The sequence below is a fragment of the Rubripirellula tenax genome, from assembly GCF_007860125.1.
In the GTDB taxonomy this organism is placed as follows: Bacteria; Planctomycetota; Planctomycetia; order Pirellulales; family Pirellulaceae; genus Rubripirellula; species Rubripirellula tenax.
Window position 1 is genome coordinate 269866 of sequence record NZ_SJPW01000006.1, and the last position, 24606, is coordinate 294471.

Genomic DNA, 24606 nt, shown 5'->3' on the forward strand with positions numbered 1-24606 from the left:
GCTACTCAACTTTCGGTTAAGGGCGTTGCGGAAGTGAAGTTGGGGCTATTTAGAAAAGAAGTGTCTTTCCGTAGCGACCTCGGAACTGAAGGAAGTCCGATCCGTCAACTTTGCTGTCCAAATTGAAATTGAAGGCTCGCCGATATCCCACGTTCCCGACCGATTTATTGTACGCACCTCGGAAGAACAAGAAGTCGCTTCCGTCTACGTCTCGGTCACCATCGATATCTCCGTAGTATCGGAAGAACTTATCGGTAGCCTCATTTCCGAAGATGAAGTCATCACCTGCAACGCCATCTTGATTGGCATCGAGACCCAAGCCATTTGCAGAGACAATTTTCGATGCGTCAACACTCAGTTCGTAGTTGCCATCGATCAGTGACCCAAAAGTCACGAACGATCCTGAGAATGAAATCGTGAACACGCGAGACGTTGCCGATGAAAGCGGCGCGATAACCGTCCCGACAATACTTCCGGGGGTTTCTCGTCGACTGACCGTGATTGCGCCTGCTTGCAATTGCACGTCGGTGTCAAATTCGATTTGGATTGATTCAACCCTCGACCGCTGGGTACTACCATCGTTGATCAGTACGTCGGATTTGCTGATCTCCACTAGATTCGTTACATCCACGACAAACGATTTGTCTAACGACAGCATCGTTAGGTCGGTTACACGTATCTGCGTGGAGTAAGATGACTGCGTTTCGTAGTCGATCACTTGCCCGGATCGCAGGCGAAGCTCGTTTCCGACGATCGTGAACTTGTCATTGTCGCCGTAACCTTCGACAAGGGTGAACGTGTGACTGTCGTCTGGCGTAGTATCGATCGCCGATAGACTTCCGACGAACAGGTCTCCGCCCACAGTGCTGGTATTCTCGACGAGCGTTGATCCCACAAACTGGATGTCCGTCGGCGCGGGTGTGGGGATGATGGTCCCGCCGATCGACATTCCATTCAAATAGGTTTCTTTATTCTCGTATTCTCCGCCATACGGATAGATGCGGAACTCGATCGGATCCCCCGTCACGAAGCCTTCGAATGGCAAAATAAACGAGAGCGTTGTCGGGGATTGGGAATTGATACGCTCGGAATCAAACAGCGCAGCGGAAGATGTGAATCCATCGACGCTGGACATTACCGCATAATGTCGCGGCGAGAGCCAGTTGTGTCGCTCGACCGTAAAGTCGAACGAAGCAGCGGTCAAATCCAACCATTGATCGCTTGTGGAGGTGTCAACGGTAACGGACAGGTACTCGCCGTCTGCAATTGCCTGATCAAGCGTCGTTCCCGGGTATCCCTCAAACGTTCCAATAAACCCGACAAGGTTACTCGCTGATGATGACGTATCGCGAGTGAATCCGGGGCCGAGCGTTACGCCCGAATAGGCAACGTCGGATGCAATCGAACTTGTGCCCAACCAGACGGGGTCGGGACTACCCGCGTCGGTGACCGGAGCAACGGTCAGGTCAGCCGTCACCAAATTTCCCACCGATGCCGCAGGACGAACCGCGACTCGGACCTCACCGGTTACGCTAGCGCCCCCGTCATCAGTGACAGTGACTGTGACAAACTGTTCACCGACGGCGGCGTCAAAAGACACAACAGCCGTCGTGCCGATGATCGTTTCGCCGGCCATCCATTGGTAGCTGACAATCTTGCCGTCAAAGTCGCGGGATGATGACGCGTCGAGTTGAACCGACTCGATACCGTTGTCATCCAGATCGACGACAGTGATCTCGTCGGTGGCGCGAGAAATGGGGACTCGGTTGGCGGGTGCATTGCCGAGTGCCCAGTCGGATATTGCACGAAACTTATGAGCCTCGGACACCACTTGATCTTGCGATTCGAACGCGCCCCACGACCCAAAGGCGTTTGGCGCCGAAATGTGGGTGAAGTTGCTGTGTAGGGCGACGTCTTTCGCTTCAAGGAGCGTCAAAAACTCTTGATAGATCCCATACATCCGCGGACTACGATTCGCCGCGATCATCAAGTTGGCAAGGTCTTCGTTCGCGACGTTACCGCCCGTCCCGACCAAGTGCTGACCGCCCTCGTAAGTGATCAGCCACAAATCGTGATCCGACGCGATCGCTTTGTGCGTCGTCAACTGACTGGTCAGCGGTCCACGCAAGTCGACCTCAAGTCGGTCGAGCACCTGATCAACCGTAATGGGGGCGGATCCATCGGTGGGTGCGAGTTCCTGGTCTCGGACGATATCGTCCGCGATTTCGCCGCCAAAGTATGCGTTGATCGCGAGTGCATCGGGCTTGATGCCGGTCGGGTTGATGTTCGGGTCATCCAACGCGTCTAAGCGTTCGGTGCTTACGGCCGAAACGCCCGCTTGGGCCGACAAAACCTTGACCAAACGATCAGCGGATTGAGCGGCAAAGGTGTCTTCAAAGATTTGCCAAATCTGTGCCGATCGCATGGAATGAAACTTTTGACCCGCGGCGTATCCGGGCCAATCAAGGACTAGGGCTAGGCCTTGCTCTTGAATGTAGGTGGCCTGCGAGAAGCTTCCGTTCCACGTTTCGTTGCTGTACTCGATAAAGACTTTTAAACCGGGACTAAGATTGTCTCGCAAATACGTTGCCAGGTTCGTAACGAAGGCGTCGTTGGCTCGCGCCGGCACGGTGATCCACGCATCTTGTTGCACTTGATTGGCAAGTGCCGTGATGTACTCAACCGCGACGCCAACGGGAAGCGTTTGCGTGAACGTGTCCAGTGTGACGCGATCATTCCAATCCACGATCGGGTTATTGTTGGCTCGCATCCAATCCATGAAACGCAAGTTCCCATAAGTGCCCAAGTGCTGAGTCATCGATGGCAAGAATGGCGCAGTTTCATAGGTGCTTGAGTGGCCCGGTGAAATCAGTTCGAGATCACTGACGGGATTCACGGCGTCGCTGGTTGTGATCGCCAACAATAGACGTCCGACGCCATCACCGAAATCAGAATCGTAGACTTCAAAATCGGCGTCGTATCCGTTGGTGAATGTGATGATCCGAGATTCGAGTTGATCGCTCGTGTTGACCAACAAACCTTCATCGGCGCGGAACAAAAGCGAGCCACTGCCGCTGGCCTTCAACCGATACGTGCCCGGTCCATGGACGGGAATGACTGTGTGAACGATTTGATCGAGCCCACCGCCGGCGGGTGTGAACGGCAACGCGGCCGTTGCACCGACCGACGCCACGGGATAGCCGTCAGCGTCCAACAAAATCTCAGCTTCGAATCCGGTGTCGTACTGGCCTTCCAAATTCGCGTTGGCCGTCATCCAGTCCCGACTTTGCTTCATGACGTCGACAAAGCCGACCACGTCATAGTCGGTACTCGACGTCAAATTTGTCCCCAGGGCCAGCGAATCACCGGCAAGCAATTGGCGCGATTCGAATTTCTCGATCGCTAGTCGGCGATTCGAGGTTCGGGAACATTTGGCCAACCCACGACACCGCTTCAAATATCTGTTCACGCTGAATAATCCCCGATTGCCTAACTCTACTGAAGTCTTTTTCAAAGATGCAGCCGTAGGTTATAGAAGGGCGAATTGCAGACTTCCAGCATCGATCGCTTTCCAGCCCCCTAACGGCGCAGACTGCCCCGCTGTTCGCCGTCGGGGGTGGCGTGCGGGGCTCAGAGGAGGTGCAGCACTCTCGCCCTAACCGTTATTGCCGATCACCGGGATTGAGAGGGGGCTCATTCAACCAAGGAATTACGTCATGACCGGTATCGTCGACGCCATCGCCAACCGCTCGCCGCGACAACCATCCCCAACGCCAACACGGATGAGGGTTCGGGAACGGCGACGACTCGCAGAGACCCCAGGGCCGACGAAACCGCGATGGGTGTGAACAGGTCGTCTCCTAGCGTGAGACCACTTAACGATCCAGGACTAAGCGTCAGATCGTAGTTACCGCTCGCAAAACTGAGAACATTCAATGAAGCCGTCCCCAGATATAGTGAGGGATCGCACCCTTAAACACAAATTCCCAAAGCACCTACGTCTTTTGCGGTGCGTGGTCAGGTGTTGGTCATGGCGCGTCGCGCCGGACGCGAACGAACCAATTTAAGAACAACGGCAACCAGCGATACTCGCTGCGCCGATGATGTAAGGCTGGGCGATTTAGGGGGCAAGAAGTGTTTTGTCTTACGCCCAACTGTCAATGGCAGCTCAACTTTGTGCACTTAGAAAACGAGACTCTAAGATCGTTTTGCCCGACGTCGACGCCATTGCAAACCACCGGCCGCAATCGCAAATCCGACCATTGCGATCGACGAAGGCTCAGGAACTGCTACGACAGAAAACGTCGCTGAGCCAAAGGATGCTGTGGCCGCCGGAAAAATTTCATTGTTAAAGAACACTTCGCCGAAATCGTTGGGATTCAAACCGAGCAAACTCGATTGGCCCGGAGCTCCAACGACCGTGAAGGTGATCGTCGCTAGATTGACTTCGTGAAATGTAGCGTTGGAACCGATCTTGATTCCAGAGCTGTTTTCCCCGCCAACTTCGCTGACAAAATTGGGATTGTCGATCAATTTAAAACTGAGACCAGTAAACAGCCCACCAACCTCAATGTCCGCCTCATCAGCAACCTGCAATACGTCCGTCGCAGGGCCGACCGGTTGGTACGTTACACGGACGGGTCCAAGTGAGGTGAGACCAGTGGGCGCAGTGAAGAACATTAAGTTTTCACCTTCAGTCGCGGTTTCGCGAAAAATGATGTCAACACTGAACGTCGATCCAGCCTCGGCGGAATATGACGATTGATCGAATCGAAAATCGTAGATGAGGTCCGCTTGCGACGATGCAAAGCTGGTAGACGCAAGGATGACGAAAACAAACAGAAGGCGAATCATGACAAACACTCGATGCAGAACGACACGAAAGAAAAACGTTTTACTAGAACAAAAGGGTCTTGCCGTAGCGGCCACGGAATTGAAGGAAGTCCGAACCGTTTACGATACTGTCGAGATTGAAGTTGAAACTTTGGCTGTACCCGACTTGTCCCAGGGATTTCCCGTAGGCTCCGCGAAAGTACAGAAAATCACTTCCGTCAACATCGCGATCCCCATCGACGTCCCCATAATATCGAAAGAACTTATCGCTGGCGACATCACCGAACTCAAAGTTGTCGCCGGTAATCCCGTCACCATTGGCGTCCAGGCCTGTGCCATCGACCGACACGATTTTACTCGCATCGACGGTTAATTGGTAGTTTCCATCAGCCAGCGAGCCGAATTCCGTGAAATTTCCGGAAAATGTCAGGGTGAATATGCGTGCTGTGGCACCCGGCAATGGCGAAATCACCACCCCGGCCAAGCCGCCGCCCGTGCCCCGCTTGGTGACCGTGATCGCGCCCGCCTGTAAAATCACGTCGGTATCAAATTCGATCGTCATGGTGTCCACTCGAGAACGCTGATTCTCGCCGCCGTTGATCGTGACATTCGATTTGTTGATCTCGACCAAATTGTTGACTGAAAGCGTCAATTGCTTTTCAAGCAAAGTACCGGTGTGGTTGCCGACCATAACGCGGACTTGGTAGGTGGACTGAGTTTCATAGTCGATCACCTCGCCTTGTTTGAGTCGAAGTTCGTTGCCGACCACGACGAATTTTGAATTGTCGTCGTCACCGTCGCCGGCTACCAATGCGAAGAACCGCTGGGCAATCGGCGAGGCGTCGACGGCGGATAGTTCCGCGAACAAGACGTCGGCGGATGATGTATCGACGTTCTCGTTGATCGATGTCTCCGAAAGTTCAATGTCGTTCGTTTCGAATCCTGATTGAATCAGGAAATCAACGTTCGATTGGACGTCATCGACTCCGTCGTTCAAGCGGGCTTCACCATGAGGAACCTCGGCGACAGCGAGACCACTCGCGTTGCCCGTGTCATAGTCGGCCGGCAGGATACGGACCAGTTGGTTTTGCCCGTTGCGAATCTGAACATTGCCCTGCGAGCCATGATAGTGCTCGCCAGCCGCGGTACCGAAGCCAGCGTTCGTCCAAAGAAAGTTGATGTTCGGGTCTTCACTACCAAAATCAGAATCGATCGCGATTACGCCATTGTTCGATGTGCTGGCGATCAGCTGGGTGCCGTCGATGCTCTCGCCCAGCGTCCCCGTCAGATCGAAGGACGAAGTGAATGTCTCGACGACCGTTTGGCTGAGCGGATCAATCTTCAAGACCTTGTTGGTACTTGGTTCGACCGCAAAGACATGACCCGCGACCGTGGCTAACCCCGTGTAATAGCCGCTAGGCAGTTCGAGATAGGCCAGCAGTTCGCCCGTGTCGGGATCCAAACTGTAGAACCTGTCATAAGCGACAAAATACAGAGCATATTGGTCCAAGGCTAAGCCGACGCCGCCCCCGTCGTCGGGTGCATCGAACGTATTCAGCACTTGACCCGAGAGCGGATCGAGTTCGCGAATGATCGTTGGCCCGCTGCCAAAACTTTGTTGTGTCGTAAACAGCCTTGTTGCATTCCCGGCCGTCGCGATCGACCTTTCGTCGGATCCGGTCGCGACACGAATGTAATGATCGCCCGGAGTGACATCCGTAAACGTATAGGTTCCGCTTGCGTCCGTCATCACCGACTGCTCACCCGCGTCAAGAACGCCGTTACGGTTTGCGTCCAAGAAGACTTGTGCCCCGACGCGCGGTTCGTCGCCGACATCCGAGACTCCGTCGCCGTTCACGTCGTCCCGAATCGTGCCGGAAATCGTGGCCAATGTCGACTGAAAACCAAACGAGACGCCGGAACTGACTTGTCCACTCGATACATCGACGACTAACCCGCTGTCTTCGTATTTCCCGCCGCCAAACCCTTGCCGCGAATAGTTGGCAGGAAATGCCCGCTGGAATACCCAATCGGAATCATAAACCAGCGTCCCACTAGAGCCATTGGACCCGACGAATTGTTCATCGCCAACGGCGGTGGCGGCATATTCCCAACCATAGGTTTCGCTCAACTGGCCAACGCTTGTCGTTCGTCCGGTGGTTGGATCGATGGTGAACACCCCGTCCTGACTGGAGAACGCGACGATCGACTGGCCGTCGGTCGATTCGGAAAGCGCTGCGCTGAATTGAGGTGCTGTCTCGGTGGCTGTGAACGCGAGCGTCACGGACTTTCGATCAACGAACTCGTTCGTCGCGGGATCGTAGCGATAGATCGAATGTTGACTGCCAATGCTGCCGAGAACATAGATCGAACCGCGAGCAATGACTGGACCGGTGACGAACAGAAACTCATTTCCGTCCCAGGGCAGCGGAGTCGAATCCAGAACCGTTCCATCGAGCGCGATTTCATGTAAGACATCCAGGTCGTTGTCGATGACGATCAGTTGCTTACCATCAAAGGCGGTCGAATGTAGGAACGAAATTTCAACATCCGTTTGGATCACGGACAAGACGTCGCCGTTGATTGGATCGATTTCACGGATGTCCATCACGAAGCTAGGTGGGCTGTTGGGATTGGAGATCCGCCCCGTGGTGAACAATCGATCGCTTGAATAGGACACGTCCGTCGGACGATGGTTGGTAGGCGTTACTGTTCGGACGTATGCATTTCCGGCCGGGACGCCAGCGATCGTGTACGTTCCGTCGGCCCCGCTGGTTGTCTGGGGTTCATTTGCATCGGGCCACTCGTTGAAATTGGTGTCAACAAAAACAATCACGCCTTCGATCGGCAACTCACCCGTATCGAACAGTCCATTTTCGTTTCCGTCAACAAACTGAATGCCCGAGATGCTGCCGAGCTTATCGAGGATCACAAAGTCCGCCCCTGTGGCGCTATCGGCACCGTACAGGACAACGCTGTTCGAAGTTGCCGTAACCGACTCGGCGGCCATCCCATCGATATAGCCGGACGCGTTGAAGGTGATCGTTCGAGTCACATTGCCGCTTGCGTCTCGGACGTTGATCGATTTTGCAAAACTGTTGGAGCTGAAATTCCCAGGTTCAAACCATTGCCCACCTGCACCGGCAATCGCGTTGCCGGTGGTGAGGTTACCGAGGTTTTCAACAAACAATCCGGTGGCGGGATCGACGGTCCAGGCATTCGATCCGACCGAAAGAATCAAATGCTGGCCATCCGGCGCTTCGCCCAATCCGCCTTCAGTGGAATTGGTGTAATCCAGATTGAGTTCATTCAAGTTGAATGTTGAACCGAGTCGGTTGGTCCTGAGGTCGAACGATCGCAGCAGCCCGTTTTGAGAGTCATGCAGGTAGGCAACGGAATCCAGAATCGCCATCCCTTTGTAGTACCCAGCCGGAATCGCAATTTCGCGAAGCAAAGCACCCGTGTCGGCGTCGATCGCACGCATGACATTGCTTTGCGCCAGATACAGTACTCCGTTATCCAACGCCATGCCTGCCCATGCTGTTCCGTACTGTGTCGCAAATGAGTTGAGTGTTTCGCCGGTAACTGGATCAATCTCGGCAATGAATGGGTTGCCCGCGTCGGCACCTTGAACAAAAAGTCGCACTGAATCATCGGCGATCGCGTTGATTATTTTTCCGGCAATCGGCTTGACGCGAACAGAAAAGTCCCCCGGCGTGACATCTGCGATGGAGTATTCACCCGACGAATCAGTAATCGCCGTCGGCTCACCGGCATCAAAGGTTCGGTTCCCGTTGGTGTCGACATAGACTTCTGCGCCGCCGGCGGGAACATCGCCGCTTATGGAACCCGAAACCGTTGACAAGGTGGATCGGAATCCATGATTCACAGCGTCCGTTGACTGGTTCGCCGCAACGGAAACGCTAACGCCGTTGTCTTGGAAGGTTCCGCTAGCCAATCCGGTGGGAACGAAAGGCACGTTGAAGATTCGATCGGGATTCCCGTAAACTTGAATGTTGCTATTGTTCGAGACAAAGACTTCGCCGTTGAGCGAGTCGCGAGCGCGGACGCTTGGTAGAGGTCCTTCGCCTAGCACGCCCACGGCCGTTTGTACGTCTATCGTTAATGTGACCAAACTTTGGTTGCCGCTGATCACGATTGAATTCCCGTCCGCCGTTCGTCCAGCGGATACGCGCCACCAATTCGGAAGCGAAACGTTCGGCGTTGCACTATCGATGACGATTGAGATCGGCGATCGGTCTTCGAACGTGTTGGTATCTGGATTGTATTGTGCGAGATACGGTGTCGTTCCAAGGAAGCGAACCGAAATGATCGAGTCGCCAATGATCGTTGGGCCCAAATCGACTACCGTCGAAAATCCGCCCGTAGGTAACTGCTCGCCCAGTGGCCGGGAATCGATCAGCTTGCCATCGAGCGTGATCTCGTAGAGTTGATTATTCCAGTTGTCGATTGCGATAAAGCGGTCGCCGTCAAATGCAATCTCGACGCCGAACCGCGTGGTGATGTCAGTCTCGATCGTTTCAAGGACGCTGCCATCTTGCGGATCGATCTGGAACAATCTCATTCGGTACAGATTGTTTCCAACATTTTCTCCCAAACCGCTCGCGTACAAACGGTCTTCGCCTGGCGAGATCGTGACCGGCCGAAACGATGGTCGAGCCAACGCACGAACCCGGTGATTGCCCACTGGTACCTCGGCGATCGTATACGTCCCATCCACCGCACTGATCGCCTGTGGTTCATCGGCGTCGGGCCATGCGTTGTCGTTTCGATCGACGTAGACGATCGCGCCAACAAGCGGCGATTCGCCCCCGTCAAAGACTCCGTTCATATTGGCATCGATGAACTGTGTCCCCGTCACCGTGCCGAAATTATCGACGACACCAAAATCGTTACCCTCGGCCTGGTCACCGAAGGCTACGGTAACAGTGAAGGACGATGAACTGGCAACGCCAATCGCTAGGCTGTGCGGTGCAACCGATGCGACATACGATCCAACTTCCATGCCCGCGGAATCGTAGACAACGACTTCGTGCGGCGAACTAGGCACACCGACATAAGTGAATCCCGCACCACCGGCAAACCCCGCATCAGGATCAGGCTGAGTGTGTGTTTGATTACCAACGATGAATCCCGTAGCGGGATCGATCACGATTCGTTTGGCGCTATCGGTGACCGCGACGAGCAATGTTCCATCCGCGGTCTCGCCCAAGCCAGAATCAAGCTGGGGCGTGCCGGGATGGAAATTCGTTCCGACATTCAAGGCTTGGATATCGAAGACCTGCGTGACGCTGCTGCTGGTCGGATCGACGACGAAGATGCTGTCCGAAAACGAGTCCATCGCATAAAGCAAGCCATCGATACGGGCCAGTCCCGCAAACTCGGTGGTACCTGTCGAGATTTGGAACTGACGAATTTCCTGCCCGGAATCGGCGTCGGCTTCAAAGATCCATCCGTTCGCGGAGAGGGCGAACAACGAGTCACCCATCAATGCCAAACCAGAACTGTAGAACGGCACCGATCCGGCACCTTGTGTTGAGTACGTCAGCGAGAAACTGTTCAACAGCGAACCATCGGCGGGGTCCAACTCGATGACATTGCCGAGCAGATTCGCCGCAAAAAGTCGATCGACTTGCGATTGAGGTGTCGTCACAACTTGGTTCGAAGAGACGATGATGCGAACGACATGTTCGCCGGGATCAACGGCATCAAACTGATACGTTCCGTCGTTTGCGGCGATGGTCCAGCGCTCGCCCGCATCGAACGATCCGTTCTGATTCGCGTCCAAATAAACCGTCACACCCGAATCGCCAAGCTCACCAGAATCCTGGGCGCCGTTGCCGTTGGCATCGTCGAAGATCAAGCCGCTGATCGCCGTCGTGTTGAATCGTTGCCCAAAGTTCGCGGTTCCAACGATGGTTTCGAAATCCAACGTAACGTTGACGCTTGTAGGACTCGTCGCGACCCACGGGGACACGACGTCGGCGCGGACGGTGTAAGTCCCCAGCGGCAAGTCCGTAAACCTGTAGGTGCCTGATTCGTCCTCGGGCGTCTCACTGTCATCACTCAACGTTGTCGTGGATGGTTCGCCCGAATCGAAGACACCGTTGGCGTTGCTGTCCAGGTAAACGGTGCGCCCGGCGTGACCGACTTCCCCGGCATCGATCACACCATTCTGAATGGAATCATCGAAGACGCGCCCGACAATATCGCGTTTGGCATCCACCTCGATGGTGTACGTGCCGTCGGCGGGGAAGTCACCGTTGCCGACCCCCAAACCAGCCAGCAGGTTGCCTGCGGTGTCCGTGATCGAATCATCGTCAACCAATTCGATCGTGACCGTGCCGTCGCCCGAAGTCGTTTGAACCACCACCGTGTATCGTCCCGTTGAACCAGCAACCGGATCCACCGAACTGACCGTTGCACCTACGACGCCGGTCGAAGTGATTTGAAAATCGGTGGTGTCGACACTTAGAACGGCTTCCGAAAACTGCAGGTCAAACGACACACTGGATTGCGAGGTGAACAGCGGGCCGATCGTCGACAACGAGGTGACGACCGGAGCATCCAGGTCCAACGTGGTGATGACCGAATCGACGCCACCCGAATTTCCCGCGCCAGCCAAGGTGTCGCCGGTCGCATCGATGATCGAATCGTTATCGTTCACCCGCAGTAACACCGTGCCGACACCGCTTGTCGTTGACACAGTGACGACATAGTTCGCGTCGGAACCGCTTATGTTGCTGATCGTGGCCGCCAACGTCCCGGTTGTCACCACCGAAAAATCGCTTGCATCGACGCCGGTTACTGGCTTCGAAAACGCGACCGAATAACTCAGTTGAGCTGCGTTAGCATCGGGAATTCCGATCAAACGATTTTCGAAGACCGTCGGCAGAAGATCAACGACACCGAAACGTCGCGACGCTGCATCCCCCGGATCAACGTCGACGACGTGAGCCCCAAGGGGCCATACCTGCGTGAATTCCGAGTCCGCCGTCCGTACCGAGTAGGATCCCGCCGCCAAGGCTGTGAACTCATAGAAACCAAGATCGGTGGAGTCCGTGATCACGGTCGGCTCGCCAGCATCGAAGGCAGCATTTCCGTTTGAGTCCAGATAGACCGTCACGCCCGCGACTCGATCTTCACCTGCATCCTCGACGCCGTCTTCGTCGCTATCCAACCAGGCAAAACCGCTGATCGATGCCGGTTGTGGAACGAAAGAGAACGTTTGGGCCAACGTTTGTCCGGGCAGCGGATTGATCGTCGTTGACCACCCCGGCACGCCTGGATCATAGCCCGCCACGGTCTCAACAACGATGGTCGATGGGCCAGGTTCGATCGCGGCAAACGCGTAGCTGCCGTCTGCACCGGAGACGGCCGATGCTTCGCCAGCATCTTGAACGCCGTTGCCGTTAAGGTCTTGGAACACGGTCCATCCCGCTAGCCGCGGTTCCGCCGGATCGACAACGGAATCCAGGTTGTCGTCGACCCAGACGGTTCCTTCCAGTTGGGCCGCCGTCACTTGGCTGCCCAATGGGATCGCCGATGCGGTGTAGGGCGAAACCGAGAACTCGAAATTGTCGACGGCGATGTATTGTGACCAAGTGACGGATTCGACGTCGGTGAATCCGCTAATCGCAAACGTCTGCATCGAAGCGGACACATTGATTGTTTGGACGACGTCGGGCAATCCTGCCCGCTTGCCACGCAATTCGCCGACGATCGAAGATCCGTTTTGCGATTTCGTGTCGATCGACAACAGGTCGAACGGTGCTCCGTCGCGGCGCGACACGTAGGACGTTCGCGTCGTGCCTGGATAGATTGATGTGGACTCTGGCGCCACCGGATTGCCGGCGACACGCCATTTGCTGGGGAAATACGGGTCGTTGCCACCGAAGGTGAAACCGTTTGACGTGTAGGTGGGGATGGCGACGGCCGACGTGGAAGCATGGGCCAAGTCTTCAAAGCCGACGGACACGGATTGAGGCAACCCGATCGACGCGGTTGTCGAGCCATCGCCGTCACCGGTCGATGGCGACCAATCCGACGGCATTACCTGGCGTACGGTGTAGGTGCCCGTCGCGATATCGGAAAAGGAATACAGGCCGTCGGCGTCCGACGCGATCGAAGGCTCGCCCGCATCGGCCACGGAGTTGTCGTTGATATCGACGTATACGGTTCGTCCCACGATGGGCAACTCGCCCGCTTGTCGAATGCCGTCGCGATTGTTGTCTTGAAACAATTCGCCGGCAATGATGCCCGATTGAAGGACGGCGTTGCCAAAATCAAGATTTGTCGCCGTCGTACCAACGGGCGTCACGACATGCGATCGCGCGGGTTGGAAGGGTCCGACCGAACGGCGATAGATGTCGCCTTGCTCGTTCGTGTCGCCATCGACCAAGGCTGATTGAGTTCCGAAGGCGACCGTGGTTGCGTCAGTCGAAAGGCTTAACCAATCAACCTGTTCGCTGCCCTCGCTGCCGTCATCGCGGCGCGTCACCGGTTGGGTCAGCCCTGTATCCCGATCGTACACAAACCCCTCGACGTGCGGGATCATGTCATTGTAGGTCACGTCGTCGGCCTTGGAGATGTAGGCGACGTAACGACCATCGTGGCTGATCGATGGCCGGCGCAGTTCGACGTCTACGAAATCACCGTCCGTCGAGCGAGCGATCATCTCAAGTTCTTCGGTCGCAACGTCGTAGACGAAAATCATGTCGTCGGGATGAGCAACACCGCTGACGCGGGCCTCGCTGAAGAAGACGATCGAGCTACCGTCGCCGCTGACACGTGGGTCGTGCGAATCGCCTGGTGGCTCGCCGGTCAGATACCGATTGTGAGCCTGTTTGATTGTGCCGGCGGAACGATTGACGATCCAAATGTCGCTGCCGACGCTGCCGCCGTAGATCGCTGGAATGTAAGACTCGAAGGCGACGATGTTTCCGTCGTCGCTGATCGAAGGCGACGTCCCCGAACCGGACACCGATTGTGTTGACGTGGTTTGATAAGTTCCCGTCGATACAAACGTGGTCGTTTCAAGCAACCGGTCGCGGACGTAGATGTCCGCGTCGCTGGTCGTATCCAACGGGTCAATCGTTACCGCTCGCGAATCGAAAACGACGAATCGTCCGTCGGCGGAGATGTCATAGTCACGATAGCCGTCGAAATTGGCTTGCGTCCCATCCGTCGCGACATTGACTCGTTCCGTCGTTCCTGCGACCCGGTCGTAAACAAAGATGTCGTCGTAACCATTCGTATCGTTCGGCACCAAGTTGGTTGCGGAAGATCGGAAAACGACAAATTGGCCGTTGTCACTGATCACCGGTATGTACGAGTCTCCGTCGGCCAGCGATCCGTCATGACCGACCGACACCTTGGTGATCGTGTCGGTTGCCCCATCGTGTACGAAGATGTCGCGGACCGAAGTATCGCCAGCAACCAAATTCGATGACATCGATTCAAACGCAACAACGCTGCCGTCACCGCTGATGCTTGGGTAGGCCGACAAGTAATGTTCGCTGCCCGGCGTATCGTCGCCCGTCAATCGAGCGATCGAAGGCGACGCGACCGATGGGAAGGTTTGCTGTGTCGATGCGGATAAGATCTCGGTGATCACGGCATTGGCCTGCCAATGACTGACGATCGTGTAGCTGCCGTCGGCGATCGTCACGGTACTGACTTCGGTGGCACCCAAAACGCCGTCTCGATTAGCATCGTGGAAGACCGTGATTCCGGGCGTTGCCGATTCGCCGCCGTCAAAAATGCCGTCCCCGTTTGTGTCGTCCCAAATGATGCCCGAATACGTCACATCGCCGGGAATGGTATACGCGATCGCAGAAACAAATCCGCCAACCAAGTCGTTCTCGTAGTAGTCTTCGATCGTTGCCGTATCCGAAACCTTAAGCGCGATCGTTCCATCGTTTGATGTACGTCGCAGCGTGACTTCAAAGCGATCGTTGACCCCCAGCACCGACTCGACCGTCGCAGCGGCCGAACCCGTCGTCACGACTTCAAAATCAGCGACGTCCAAGAACTTGATGCGTTCGTCAAACTTGATCTCGTATCGAAACCAACTCTCGCCGGTCGTCAACGTATCCATCGGCTCGATCGAGACCACCGCGGGCGTCGTCCGATCGATCGTGTAGCCGGGGATCGACTTGATTTGGGATAGCGAGTTACCAGCCAAATCGTCGATCGTCGTTGACGCCGCGAGCGCCAAACCGAGTTGACCCGATGACGTGCCCGTGTTGGCCGTGATGGTATACACCGATCCGCCGCCGACCACAGACACAATCGTTGCATCGGGAATCGTCGTGTTCAGTAAGAAATCGCTGGCATCGACGCTCGAGACCGATTCGCTGAAGTTGATGCGGAAGCGAACTTCGTCAAGCGAGTTAATCGTCCAATCCAAAAGCGTCGACGAGGTCCACGTCGGCGCGATGTGATCGACCAGATACGTTTCGCCGGTCAAACCCGTGGCGGAAAGCGGATTGCCCGCCCGGTCGGTGATGTCGTTCCCGGTCGCCACGTCCAGCCGAACGTTCCCTTGACCGGCACCCGTATTGATCGCGACGGTATAGACGTCGTCGGCGCCGGTAATCGAATCGATCGAGACGTCACCTAACGAACTGACCAAGACAAGATCGGATACATCCACGTTCAAGACTGGTTCGTCGAACGTCACCGTGTAGTGGACGGTTGCCGCATTGTTTGGCGATGCATCGGCGCGAGCGATTGAAGTTACGTGCGGCACATAGGCGTCCTTGGTGAACATCGGGTTGTCCGTTGCACCAACGAGCAGATGAAAACCGCTCATATCGGTCACCGTTTGGTTGGGAACGATGTTGATCGTCGAGGTGCCCAGTCCGCTGGTGTTGCGCACGACAATTCGCCGTTGCGTTCCCGAGACGTAATGGATGCTGCTGATCTCTTTCGTGCCTGGTCCCGTCGCTACCAATTCGATGTCGGCAGCGGAGAAAGAGTTGATATTTTCTGAGAAAGTGACGAGAAACTCTGAGAATTCGAGATTGCCGAACGGCGGCGATTCGAGCGTGACATCCAAGACTGTCGGTGGTGTCCGGTCGACCGTGAACTGCTGCGACGTGATAGTCGAACCGCCAACAAGATTGCCCGCGGCGTCTGCCAAACCTTGGCCCGTCAGCGCAGCCATGTAGACATTGCCTTCGAAACCGGCGACCGACACGGTAACGGTAAACTCGTTCGACGCAGCATTGGCGGCGATATCGGAAATCGATAGCGAAGGCTCGTACAAGTAGAAATCGCTGGCCGTTATGCCGGTTACCGGTTCGCTGTACCCGACCAAAAACTGAACTTCGTCACCGTCCGTGCGATAGTTGGTTGGTCCCAATCGATCCACAAACGCGATCGTCGGCGCCGTCAGGTCCATGTCGACGATGTTCGAGAGGACTGAGCCATTGTCGCCAACACCGCCGATGGGTGCATTGGCAGTGTTGCGGATCGTATCGTCATCGATCATCTGCAATTGGATCGGGCCATCACCGGTTCCGGTCGCGACCGTAATCGTAAATTCGGTGGGGCCACCGACGACCGAACTAATCGATGCGCCCGTGCCCGTCCCACTGGCCAAGACAAAGTCCGTTACATCAACACCCTGTGCGGGTGCGGTGAAGGTGAGATTGAAATCGAGAGTTGATGCGTTGCTGGGACTGGACTCATCAGTGGTCAACGAAACGACCGCCAACGGCGCGAACTGAAAACCGAAATCCACATCCGTCGACCGCTTGAATTCGGTCGTCACGACGCGACCGGCCGGCGTTGGTGTCCCCGTGTAGCGCGAGAAAACCGTGATCGAATCACTCGTGCCTGATGCGACCAGCAAATCGCGGCCGTCGGCCGTATAAACCACTTCGGCGGCTCCGTCGAGCGTGGCGTGGGGCGCAACGTTCTCGATCGTCTGCAGTTCACTGAGCATCCCCGTCGACGCATCGCGACCGAACACTTTGACGCGATCCTGCGTTACGCTCGCGACGGCAACGGACAACCCGTCGGGACTAATCGTCAAGTCATCAAGATTGCCGGTGCCGGTTGCGAACGTTTGAACGAGTGTCCAATCACCCGATAGCACATCACGATCAAAGACGCGCATTTCGTTACTCCACGACGATCCCACGTAGACGAACCTGCCATCGCGACTGAACTCGGCCGTTCGTGCAGCAGGGACGGATGTGATCGTCGATCGGAACAGCAAGTCGGACGTACCGGGCTGAACATCAAAGATGTTGATGGCCGAACTGTTGAAGGCCAACACAGCAACCTGTCGGCCATCCGGACTGGCGATCACCATGTAGGGATTGTTGAAGGCAGTCGTCGGCGCCGTCCCATTTGTAAACAGCTGCGTAGGTGTCAACAGGCCCGTCGTTGTGTCGACGCGAAACACCGCTAGCGCGTCTTGACCGGTTGAAACCGAGTAAAGCGATTCGCCATCCGGGCTGATCGCCAACGCTTCGATCGTGTCGAGACCGTCGACCCCTCCGACGCCATTCTCGTAACGTGCAACGAACGACAGGTGTCCCGTCGACAGATCGCGCGACATGACGACGATTTCGTCGGACGAACGATCGGCGAGAAAACCGAATCGCCCGTTGGGGGAAAAAACGAGATCGACGGGAAACGCCATACCCGAAAACCCGTTGACACCGTTGCCGATCGTTTGCGTGTGAACCAATTCGCCGGTGGTCCAGTTTCGCGAAAGCACCGCGACGCGAGACGAATTCGCAATCGCATAAACATGGTTGCCGTCCGCGCTGGCGGTCACAAAGGTTGTGCCGTTCAAGAAGTCGTTCGGAGACGTCCCCGCGACGACGGCACTTCCGAAGGACAGCAGTTGATCCTGACCTGGGTAAACGACGGGGTTGGTTTGCAACCAGTCGGGATCCGCTTGCGCGACAATCGAGTAAGTCGTGTTGGATACGAGACCCGTGATTTCGTAGTTGCCCTCTGCGTCGGTCGTCGCACTGGGTTCACCGGAATCCAGTGTTCCGTTGCTGTTAACGTCAGCAAACACGACCACGCCGACTCGCCCCGGTTCGCTCGGATCGCGAAGTCCGTCGGCATCCGTGTCGGCCCACAGGGCTCCCCGAACTATCGGCGCGACGTTGGCAAACGTTTCGCCGACCGTAGTTGCCGGACTTGAAAGAATGTTGCCAACGGCATCCGTGATCGAGTCGTCGTTGACCAAATTCAACGTGACGTTGCCGGCACCGCCTGACAACAAGACTCGCACCACATACGAGTTGCCGTCGCCGGACACCGAATCAATGGTGCCGACCGTCGCACCGGCCGACGTAATAGAAAAATCACTCGCATCGACGCCAATTACCGACTCATTGAACGCAATGTGATAATCGATCGAAGTCACGTCGGCCGAAACAATGGGTGCGTGTGCGATCGACAAGACTTCCGGCGCCTCCGAATCGACGGCGATCGCGGGCGACTGACCAATCACCGCTCCGGTTCCCGCCCCACCGGTTGAAGCCAAATCTGCATCTAAAATCGTATCGTCATCGATCGCGCGAACTTGCACCGTCCCCGTCCCAGTCGGCGTGGCGACCGTCAACAAGTATTGATCGGCACTACCACCGATCGGTGTAACGCTATTGATCGATGCGCCGGCAAGCGTTGCGTTGTGCAGTATAAAGTCGCTGGCGTCGACGCCGGTAACATCTTCCGAAAACGTCGCGACGAAATCGACGCTGCTCGACATCGTTAGCGAGGGTTCCGTCGTGGTGATCGAGATCAGACGTGGTGTGTCTGAATTGACACCAAAATCAGACACCGTGGCATCCACACCTCCGGCGATCGTCACAGCACGAGACGCAGTCGTTCGCTCGCCCTGGTTAACCCAAAACGTTTGAAGCGAATCGCTGTTTTCCGAGGCAACGTAGACGTGGTCGCCATCGGGGCTGACCGCAAAGTTGGCCGGCCCATCCATTTCGACGACGTCAACTTTGTCTGTAATGGTTTGCAAGTCGGACAACGCCCCTGTCACCGCGTCGCGACTCAAAACCGACAAACTGTCGCCTGTGTTACTCGTGAAGTAAACCTTCGATTGATCGGCACTCAGCCCCACCCGCCACGGCGTTCGCCCCGACGTCGAAAACGTTTCGGCCACAGCAAAGTCGCCGCTGACCGCATCCCTTTCCAAGACAACGATGGAACCAGTACTGTTTGCTAAGTAGGCGAAATGACCATCGGCGGTCATCACGATGTCGCGGATCTGTCCCAAACTCTGATCGGGCTGATCCAAGGTCAGCACGCCCGTTGCCGGATCGCGACTAAAGAACGACGAACCGAATCCGTTGGCCGCACCGACGATCACTTTTGTGCCGTCAGGCGTCTGGCCGATGGACGAGGGAACGACCAACGAAGTCACGCCGTTAATGCCGTTTCGAAAAGACTGAGTGCGCGTCAGTCCGCCCGTCACCGAGTCAATCGAAAAAACTGTAAGCGACTTTCCGTTTCCAGCGATCGCATACAATTGTGATCCATCGGCGCTGACCAAAACTCGCGCGACTCCGTCCAGATCAGTGTCGCCCAATGTCGTTGTCGAAACGGTTTCGACCAGCGCCATCGACCCATTCGTGTCCTTGGAAAAGACACTGATGGAATCGTCAATGATCGCGGCAACATAGAAGTGTTTCCCATCGGGCGAGAGAGCACCTTCGTTGGCCCAATACATCTGAGGCGCGGTCACCGTACCTGTGAACGTCAGGCTTCCGTCTTGAGCATCGCGATCATAAAGTGCGATTCGCTCGCCATACGTGAACACGCCAACGGCGGTGGAACCGTCGGGCGATACTGCGATGTCGGTCATCTGCGAAACTGAAGGCGGATGTCCCTCTGTTAGCGTGTCGAACGACAACACTGTGCCATCACCACCCCCCAGACCCAGCGGAGTCGTTTGCCGCAGGTTTCCAGTGACTTCGATGCCGATGCTATGCTCGCCATCGGCAACCGTCGCGATGACGAAGTCTCCGTTGGCATCCGTCGTCGCGAACAACTCACCCGCGTCACGAATCTGGTTTGCGTTGGCGTCCACGAAGGCGATCACGCCCGATTGGCCCACTTCGCCACCATCGCGAAGTTCGTTAGCGTTGACGTCCGCAAAGACAGACCCGGTGATCGACGCCAAGACGCGGCGATCTTCCAAGGTCTCGACGATCAGTTGTCGTCGCCCACGGTGTCGATCTAATTTCGATCTGGATAGCGACCGATTCTTTCTGGATTCGCTTCTCACAATCAATTTCCTCGGTTCGGCGTGTCATCGCTCGAAGGGAGTCTTGATTGGCAGACCATGGACTATCTCAATGGCCGCCAAAACTTGGAAGCAACCAGTTTAGTGGGGATCCTTGACCCCTTGCGGGATATCGACGATCAAAACCAAACTTTCTAACGAAATAGTTCGTTTTTGCGGGAACTTAGTCAGTCTCGGTAGTTTTGGCTCCATCAAAGTCCGTCAACGACTTGGGCCGGATCGCCACGCGTAGAGCGTTCACCACCGCCGCAACGTCGATCAATTCTTGCGTGATGGCACCGGCGACCGGCGGCAAATATCCCGCGGCTGCGACGATCATGCCGATGATGCTGATCGCCATCCCGCCGACGGCGCTTTGCAACGCGATCCGCCGCATCCGACGACTGATGTGCAGCAACTCGTCGACTTTTTCGAGCGACGAATCCAGGATCACAGCTCCGGCGGCCTCGGTCGTCACGTCGCTGTTTTGACCAAACGCGATTCCCACCGTCGCTGCCATCAACGCCGGAGCGTCATTGATTCCGTCGCCGACAAAGATCGTTCCGGCGGCGGCTGTTTCTTTGCGGACGATTTCGAGCTTCTCTTCTGGCGACTTCTCGGCATGAATCTCCGTGACGCCGACGCGATCGGCCAAGTACCGAACTTCACTCTCACGATCCCCCGACAACAACATCACTCGCTCGATTCGGTGTTGCGGTCCAAGGTGACGGATGAACGATTTTCCTTCGGCTCGAGGCGTGTCACGAAACTGGTACGTGGCCGCGTATTCACCGTCAACCATGACGACACACTCCAATCCCGCCGCCGGCGGTGGCAAATCGGGTGCAACGTGTGGTAACTCGCCAAGCAGTGTTTTGCGATTGGTGATTCGCAACTGACGACCGCCGACGGTTCCGCGCAGTCCCTGTCCCGCCTTCTCGCTAATTTCCGACGTTGCAAGTACGGGTAAGTCGCGTGTCGACGCGGCTTCAACAATCGCTTCGGCGAGCGGATGTTTTGAATAGCGCTCGATGCTTCCGACCAACGATAACGTCGCGTCCTTCTGTGCAGGATCGACGACGCTCTCTTTGACCAGTTCGGGACGGCCGTAGGTGAGAGTACCTGTTTTGTCGAAGATCACGGTCCGACACTGGTCCATGCGTTCCAAAACCGCGGGGTCACGGATCACAATCGCTCGTTTTGCCGCAAGCGATATCGAGCCGATGATGGCGACGGGGATCGCGATCAACAACGGACAAGGCGTTGCGACGACCAACACGGCAAGGAACCGCACCGGATCACCGCTGGCAATCCACGCGGCGAAGGCGACGGTCAAGGCGATCGGTGTGTAGATCGCGCCCAACTGATCACCCAGTCGGCGAATTTGCGGCCGATGCTGAGACGACGACTGCATCACATTCATGATCTGCGCATACCGAGAATCTTTAGCGACTTTCTCGGCGCGAATCGTGATGGCCGAATCGCCGTTGATGGCGCCCGACAACACCGCCGATCCGGGCGTCTTGCTCATCAGGTAAGGTTCGCCGGTTAAATAGGATTCGTCCATCACGGTGTGCCCTTCGGTGACGGTCCCGTCGATCGGACAAACCTCGTGCGGGAACAAAACGATCTGGTCACCGATCACGATGGATTCGACAGGAACGTCATCGATCGAAGAACCGCTTTGCCGGTGGGCCTGGGACGGCATCCGCCGCGACAGGGCTTCCAAAACCGACGAAGCGCTGCGAACGGCATAAGCCTCCAAAGCTTCGCCACCGGACAACATCAACACCACCAACGTGCCCGCCAAGTACTCGCCCAAAATCGCAGCGGTCACGATCGAAATGCCGGCCAACAAGTCGGAACCAAATTCGCCTCGAACGAGGTTGCCCAAAAGCTCCCAGACCAATGGGATTCCGCCAAGCAGCAGAGCAACGTAGAGCGGAAAATCTGCGATATCCGCACGCCCCAACCCGTACCGCATCACCAAGTGCAGCACGATGGCTACAATCGCGAGTGCGGCGATCGCAATTTGTGAACGACTTTGATCAACCAGACCGCTTGGCGAAGATGTATTGCTCATCACTAGATTCTAAGCACAGATCGCCCAATGGGTGACGGGCGACCGTCGCCGGATGGTCTATGATGTAGCCAGAGATCGGCTGACGGGCATTCGTGTTGAATCCTGTTCTTGAACTCGCATTTTGGAATCGGCACGTTGGAACTGGCACTTTGGGGCGGCAACTTCAATCCGCCTGGAAATCATCACATCGAGATCGCGCGTGCGCTCGCAAGAGTCGCCGAGCGGGTTGTGATCGTGCCAGCGGGACCGCGCGCCGAAAAACGTGAACAGAATGCGATCGCCAGCACGTTTCGCGCAGCCCTAGTCGATCTCGCGTTTCGAGATATCGATCGCGTCGAGTTGGATTTTTCGGACTTAGAAAACCAAGTCTTCACCAGCAACGACGAACTCGCACGTCGCTACTCCGACGCCGACGTCTGGCATGTCGTTCCCCGAGAATTCGTCGATGGCGGCGCGACCGAAGAATCCATGATCCAACAGTACTGGGAACAGTCGGGCGATCTGTGGAAGTCCGCAAAATTCCTTATCGTCCATCCAAAGAATCACCCGCCAAGCGTCGCCGATCTGCCGCCGAATTATCGATTGTTGGAAGTCAACGCCGAGGGACGATCACAAGACATCCGCGTTGCCTTGGTGCGTGGCGAGAACGTGTCGCATCAAATCGATCCCGCGGTGCTGAACTTCATCGAGACGCGCGGTCTGTATCGATTGAGCTCGCCGGCGCACAGCCGAACGATTTCGCTGCAGGGTAAAAGCGGGCACGTCTACTTTGACAAGCGTAACGTGGCCGCGTCGGACTGGGCGCAACGGTTCAACAGCGTCTCGATCGACCGGGCCGACTACGTGATCGCCCTGGGTGGTGACGGAACGATGTTGCAAGCGATTGGAAAGTTCTGGGAGCGACGGATTCCGTTTTTCGGCGTCAACTTTGGACACGTCGGATTTTTGCTGAACGACCGAGAAGACGTGTCGTCGTCGTCGTTCCCTTCCGAGGATGTGATCGTGCGCGATCTGCCAATGTTACGAGTCGAGTCGCTGTTGACGGACGGTTCAACATCGGTCGGCTTAGCGTTTAATGACGCTTGGCTTGAACGGTCCACCGGACAGACGGCTTGGTTGGAAGTCAAGGTTGACGACCAGGTCCGATTCAAAAAGCTGGTTTGCGACGGCGTCCTGACTTGTACCGCAGCCGGCTCGACGGCATATGCGTCGTCGATGGGAGCGACTCCCATGCTGGCGGACACCGAAGCGTGGATGTTGGTGGGGTCCAACGTGATGACTCCGCGAAATTGGAAGTCGGCGCCGATCTCCATGAACTCGTCCATCACCGTTCGGAACCTCGACCCAGACAAACGCCCCGTCCGTGGCTTCATCGGCGGCACGTCTCTTGGGGATGTTTTGGAAATGCGGATCCGACCGTCGCGAACCGCGTTCGTCGAGCTCGCGTTCCTGCCCGAGCACGACATGTCACGCAAAATCGCCGACGTCTTGTTTCCCAACACGTGAACCAGCGATCTCTACGACAGTGCGACGATCCACGACAACGCCAAGATTCCGACGGCGATCGTCCCGGCGCCCCACTGAACATCCCCGCGTGCCAACCACTGTTCGGGCATCCGGCAGGCGATCCAGCCGATCACAAATCCGGCGAATAGTCCCGATGCGTGTGCGCCAACATCCGTCCGCTCGTCGCCGATGCCCAACATCGCGAACATCAGGACTCCGCCAACCAACGGACTGTAACGCTTCATCGCCGATTGAGTCGACCGAGTCCGCGGCGCCATCGCGTGCGCGACCATGACGCCCAATGCCCCAAACACGGCGGTCGAAGCACCAATCGAACCGTGATCCGCGTCACGCATCATTGCGTTGAGGTAGTTCCCAATGCCTCCGGCCAACAAAATCGCTAACCAACCGACGCCACCACCAAGCACACGGCCGACCAAGAACCCGAAAACGCCACCGAAGGCGAGATTCGATAGCCAATGCTGAAGATCAACATGCAATGAAAGCGCAGTGAAGGCACGCCACCATTGACCGGACATCACATCGCCGGCCTTCATCCGTCCAAATTCGTTCCAGGCTTGGTCAAGCGGCGGCGTCCAAGCCGTCACGGTAATCGCATTGACGATCACCGCGTACGCAAACACGCCGGCCAAAGCACCGCCGTACAAACGCAGCGGCCGAGTGGTTGTCACAACGGACTCGGCATTGTCGCGCAGATACCCTTCGATCTCGTCAATCGCCGCCGACTGATTCGATTCATCGACCAGCAACGACCAGCTTCCGTCTCGCATGACGCCCTCGCCCGCGATCCCAACGGCCGCCAGCGCCAATCGCAAGTCACTGCATTGTCGACGCGAATCGGTTTGGTGGACGACGACTCGTGACAACG

Annotated in this window: 7 protein-coding genes; 1 reads left to right on the forward strand and 6 read right to left on the reverse strand. The window is 56.4% G+C overall.

What is annotated here, in order from left to right:
• Positions 1–49 precede the first annotated feature (49 nt).
• From Poly51_RS21945 to Poly51_RS21965, 5 genes are all read right to left on the reverse strand, one after another.
• Positions 50–3469: a hypothetical protein gene (locus tag Poly51_RS21945; protein WP_146460159.1), complete on the reverse strand. Its 3420-nt coding sequence runs from the start codon at positions 3467–3469 to the stop codon at positions 50–52.
• Between the two features lie 245 nt (positions 3470–3714).
• Positions 3715–3936, reverse strand: coding sequence for a PEP-CTERM sorting domain-containing protein (locus Poly51_RS21950; RefSeq protein WP_186775718.1), 222 nt, complete (start codon positions 3934–3936; stop codon positions 3715–3717).
• A 261-nt stretch (positions 3937–4197) separates the two neighbouring features.
• Positions 4198–4854: a PEP-CTERM sorting domain-containing protein gene (locus Poly51_RS21955; protein ID WP_146460161.1), complete on the reverse strand. Its 657-nt coding sequence runs from the start codon at positions 4852–4854 to the stop codon at positions 4198–4200.
• Between the two features lie 43 nt (positions 4855–4897).
• Entirely contained in the window at positions 4898–20044 is a 15147-nt protein-coding gene (locus Poly51_RS21960) for an SdrD B-like domain-containing protein (RefSeq protein ID WP_146460163.1), read from the reverse strand.
• 268 nt (positions 20045–20312) lie between these two features.
• Positions 20313–22211 (reverse strand): heavy metal translocating P-type ATPase, encoded by a 1899-nt coding sequence (locus tag Poly51_RS21965; RefSeq protein WP_146460165.1) that lies wholly within the window; start codon positions 22209–22211, stop codon positions 20313–20315.
• Positions 22212–22319: 108 nt separating this feature from the next.
• Between Poly51_RS21965 and Poly51_RS21970 the strand changes: the two genes are divergently transcribed.
• Positions 22320–23717 carry an NAD(+)/NADH kinase gene (locus Poly51_RS21970; RefSeq protein ID WP_146460166.1) on the forward strand — a complete coding sequence of 466 codons (1398 nt, stop codon included), beginning with the start codon at positions 22320–22322 and terminating at the stop codon, positions 23715–23717.
• Positions 23718–23728: 11 nt separating this feature from the next.
• On the opposite strand, the gene Poly51_RS21975 is transcribed toward Poly51_RS21970, so the two are convergent.
• Positions 23729–24604 (reverse strand): rhomboid family intramembrane serine protease, encoded by an 876-nt coding sequence (locus Poly51_RS21975; protein ID WP_146460168.1) that lies wholly within the window; start codon positions 24602–24604, stop codon positions 23729–23731.
• Between the last annotated feature and the right edge of the window lie 2 nt (positions 24605–24606).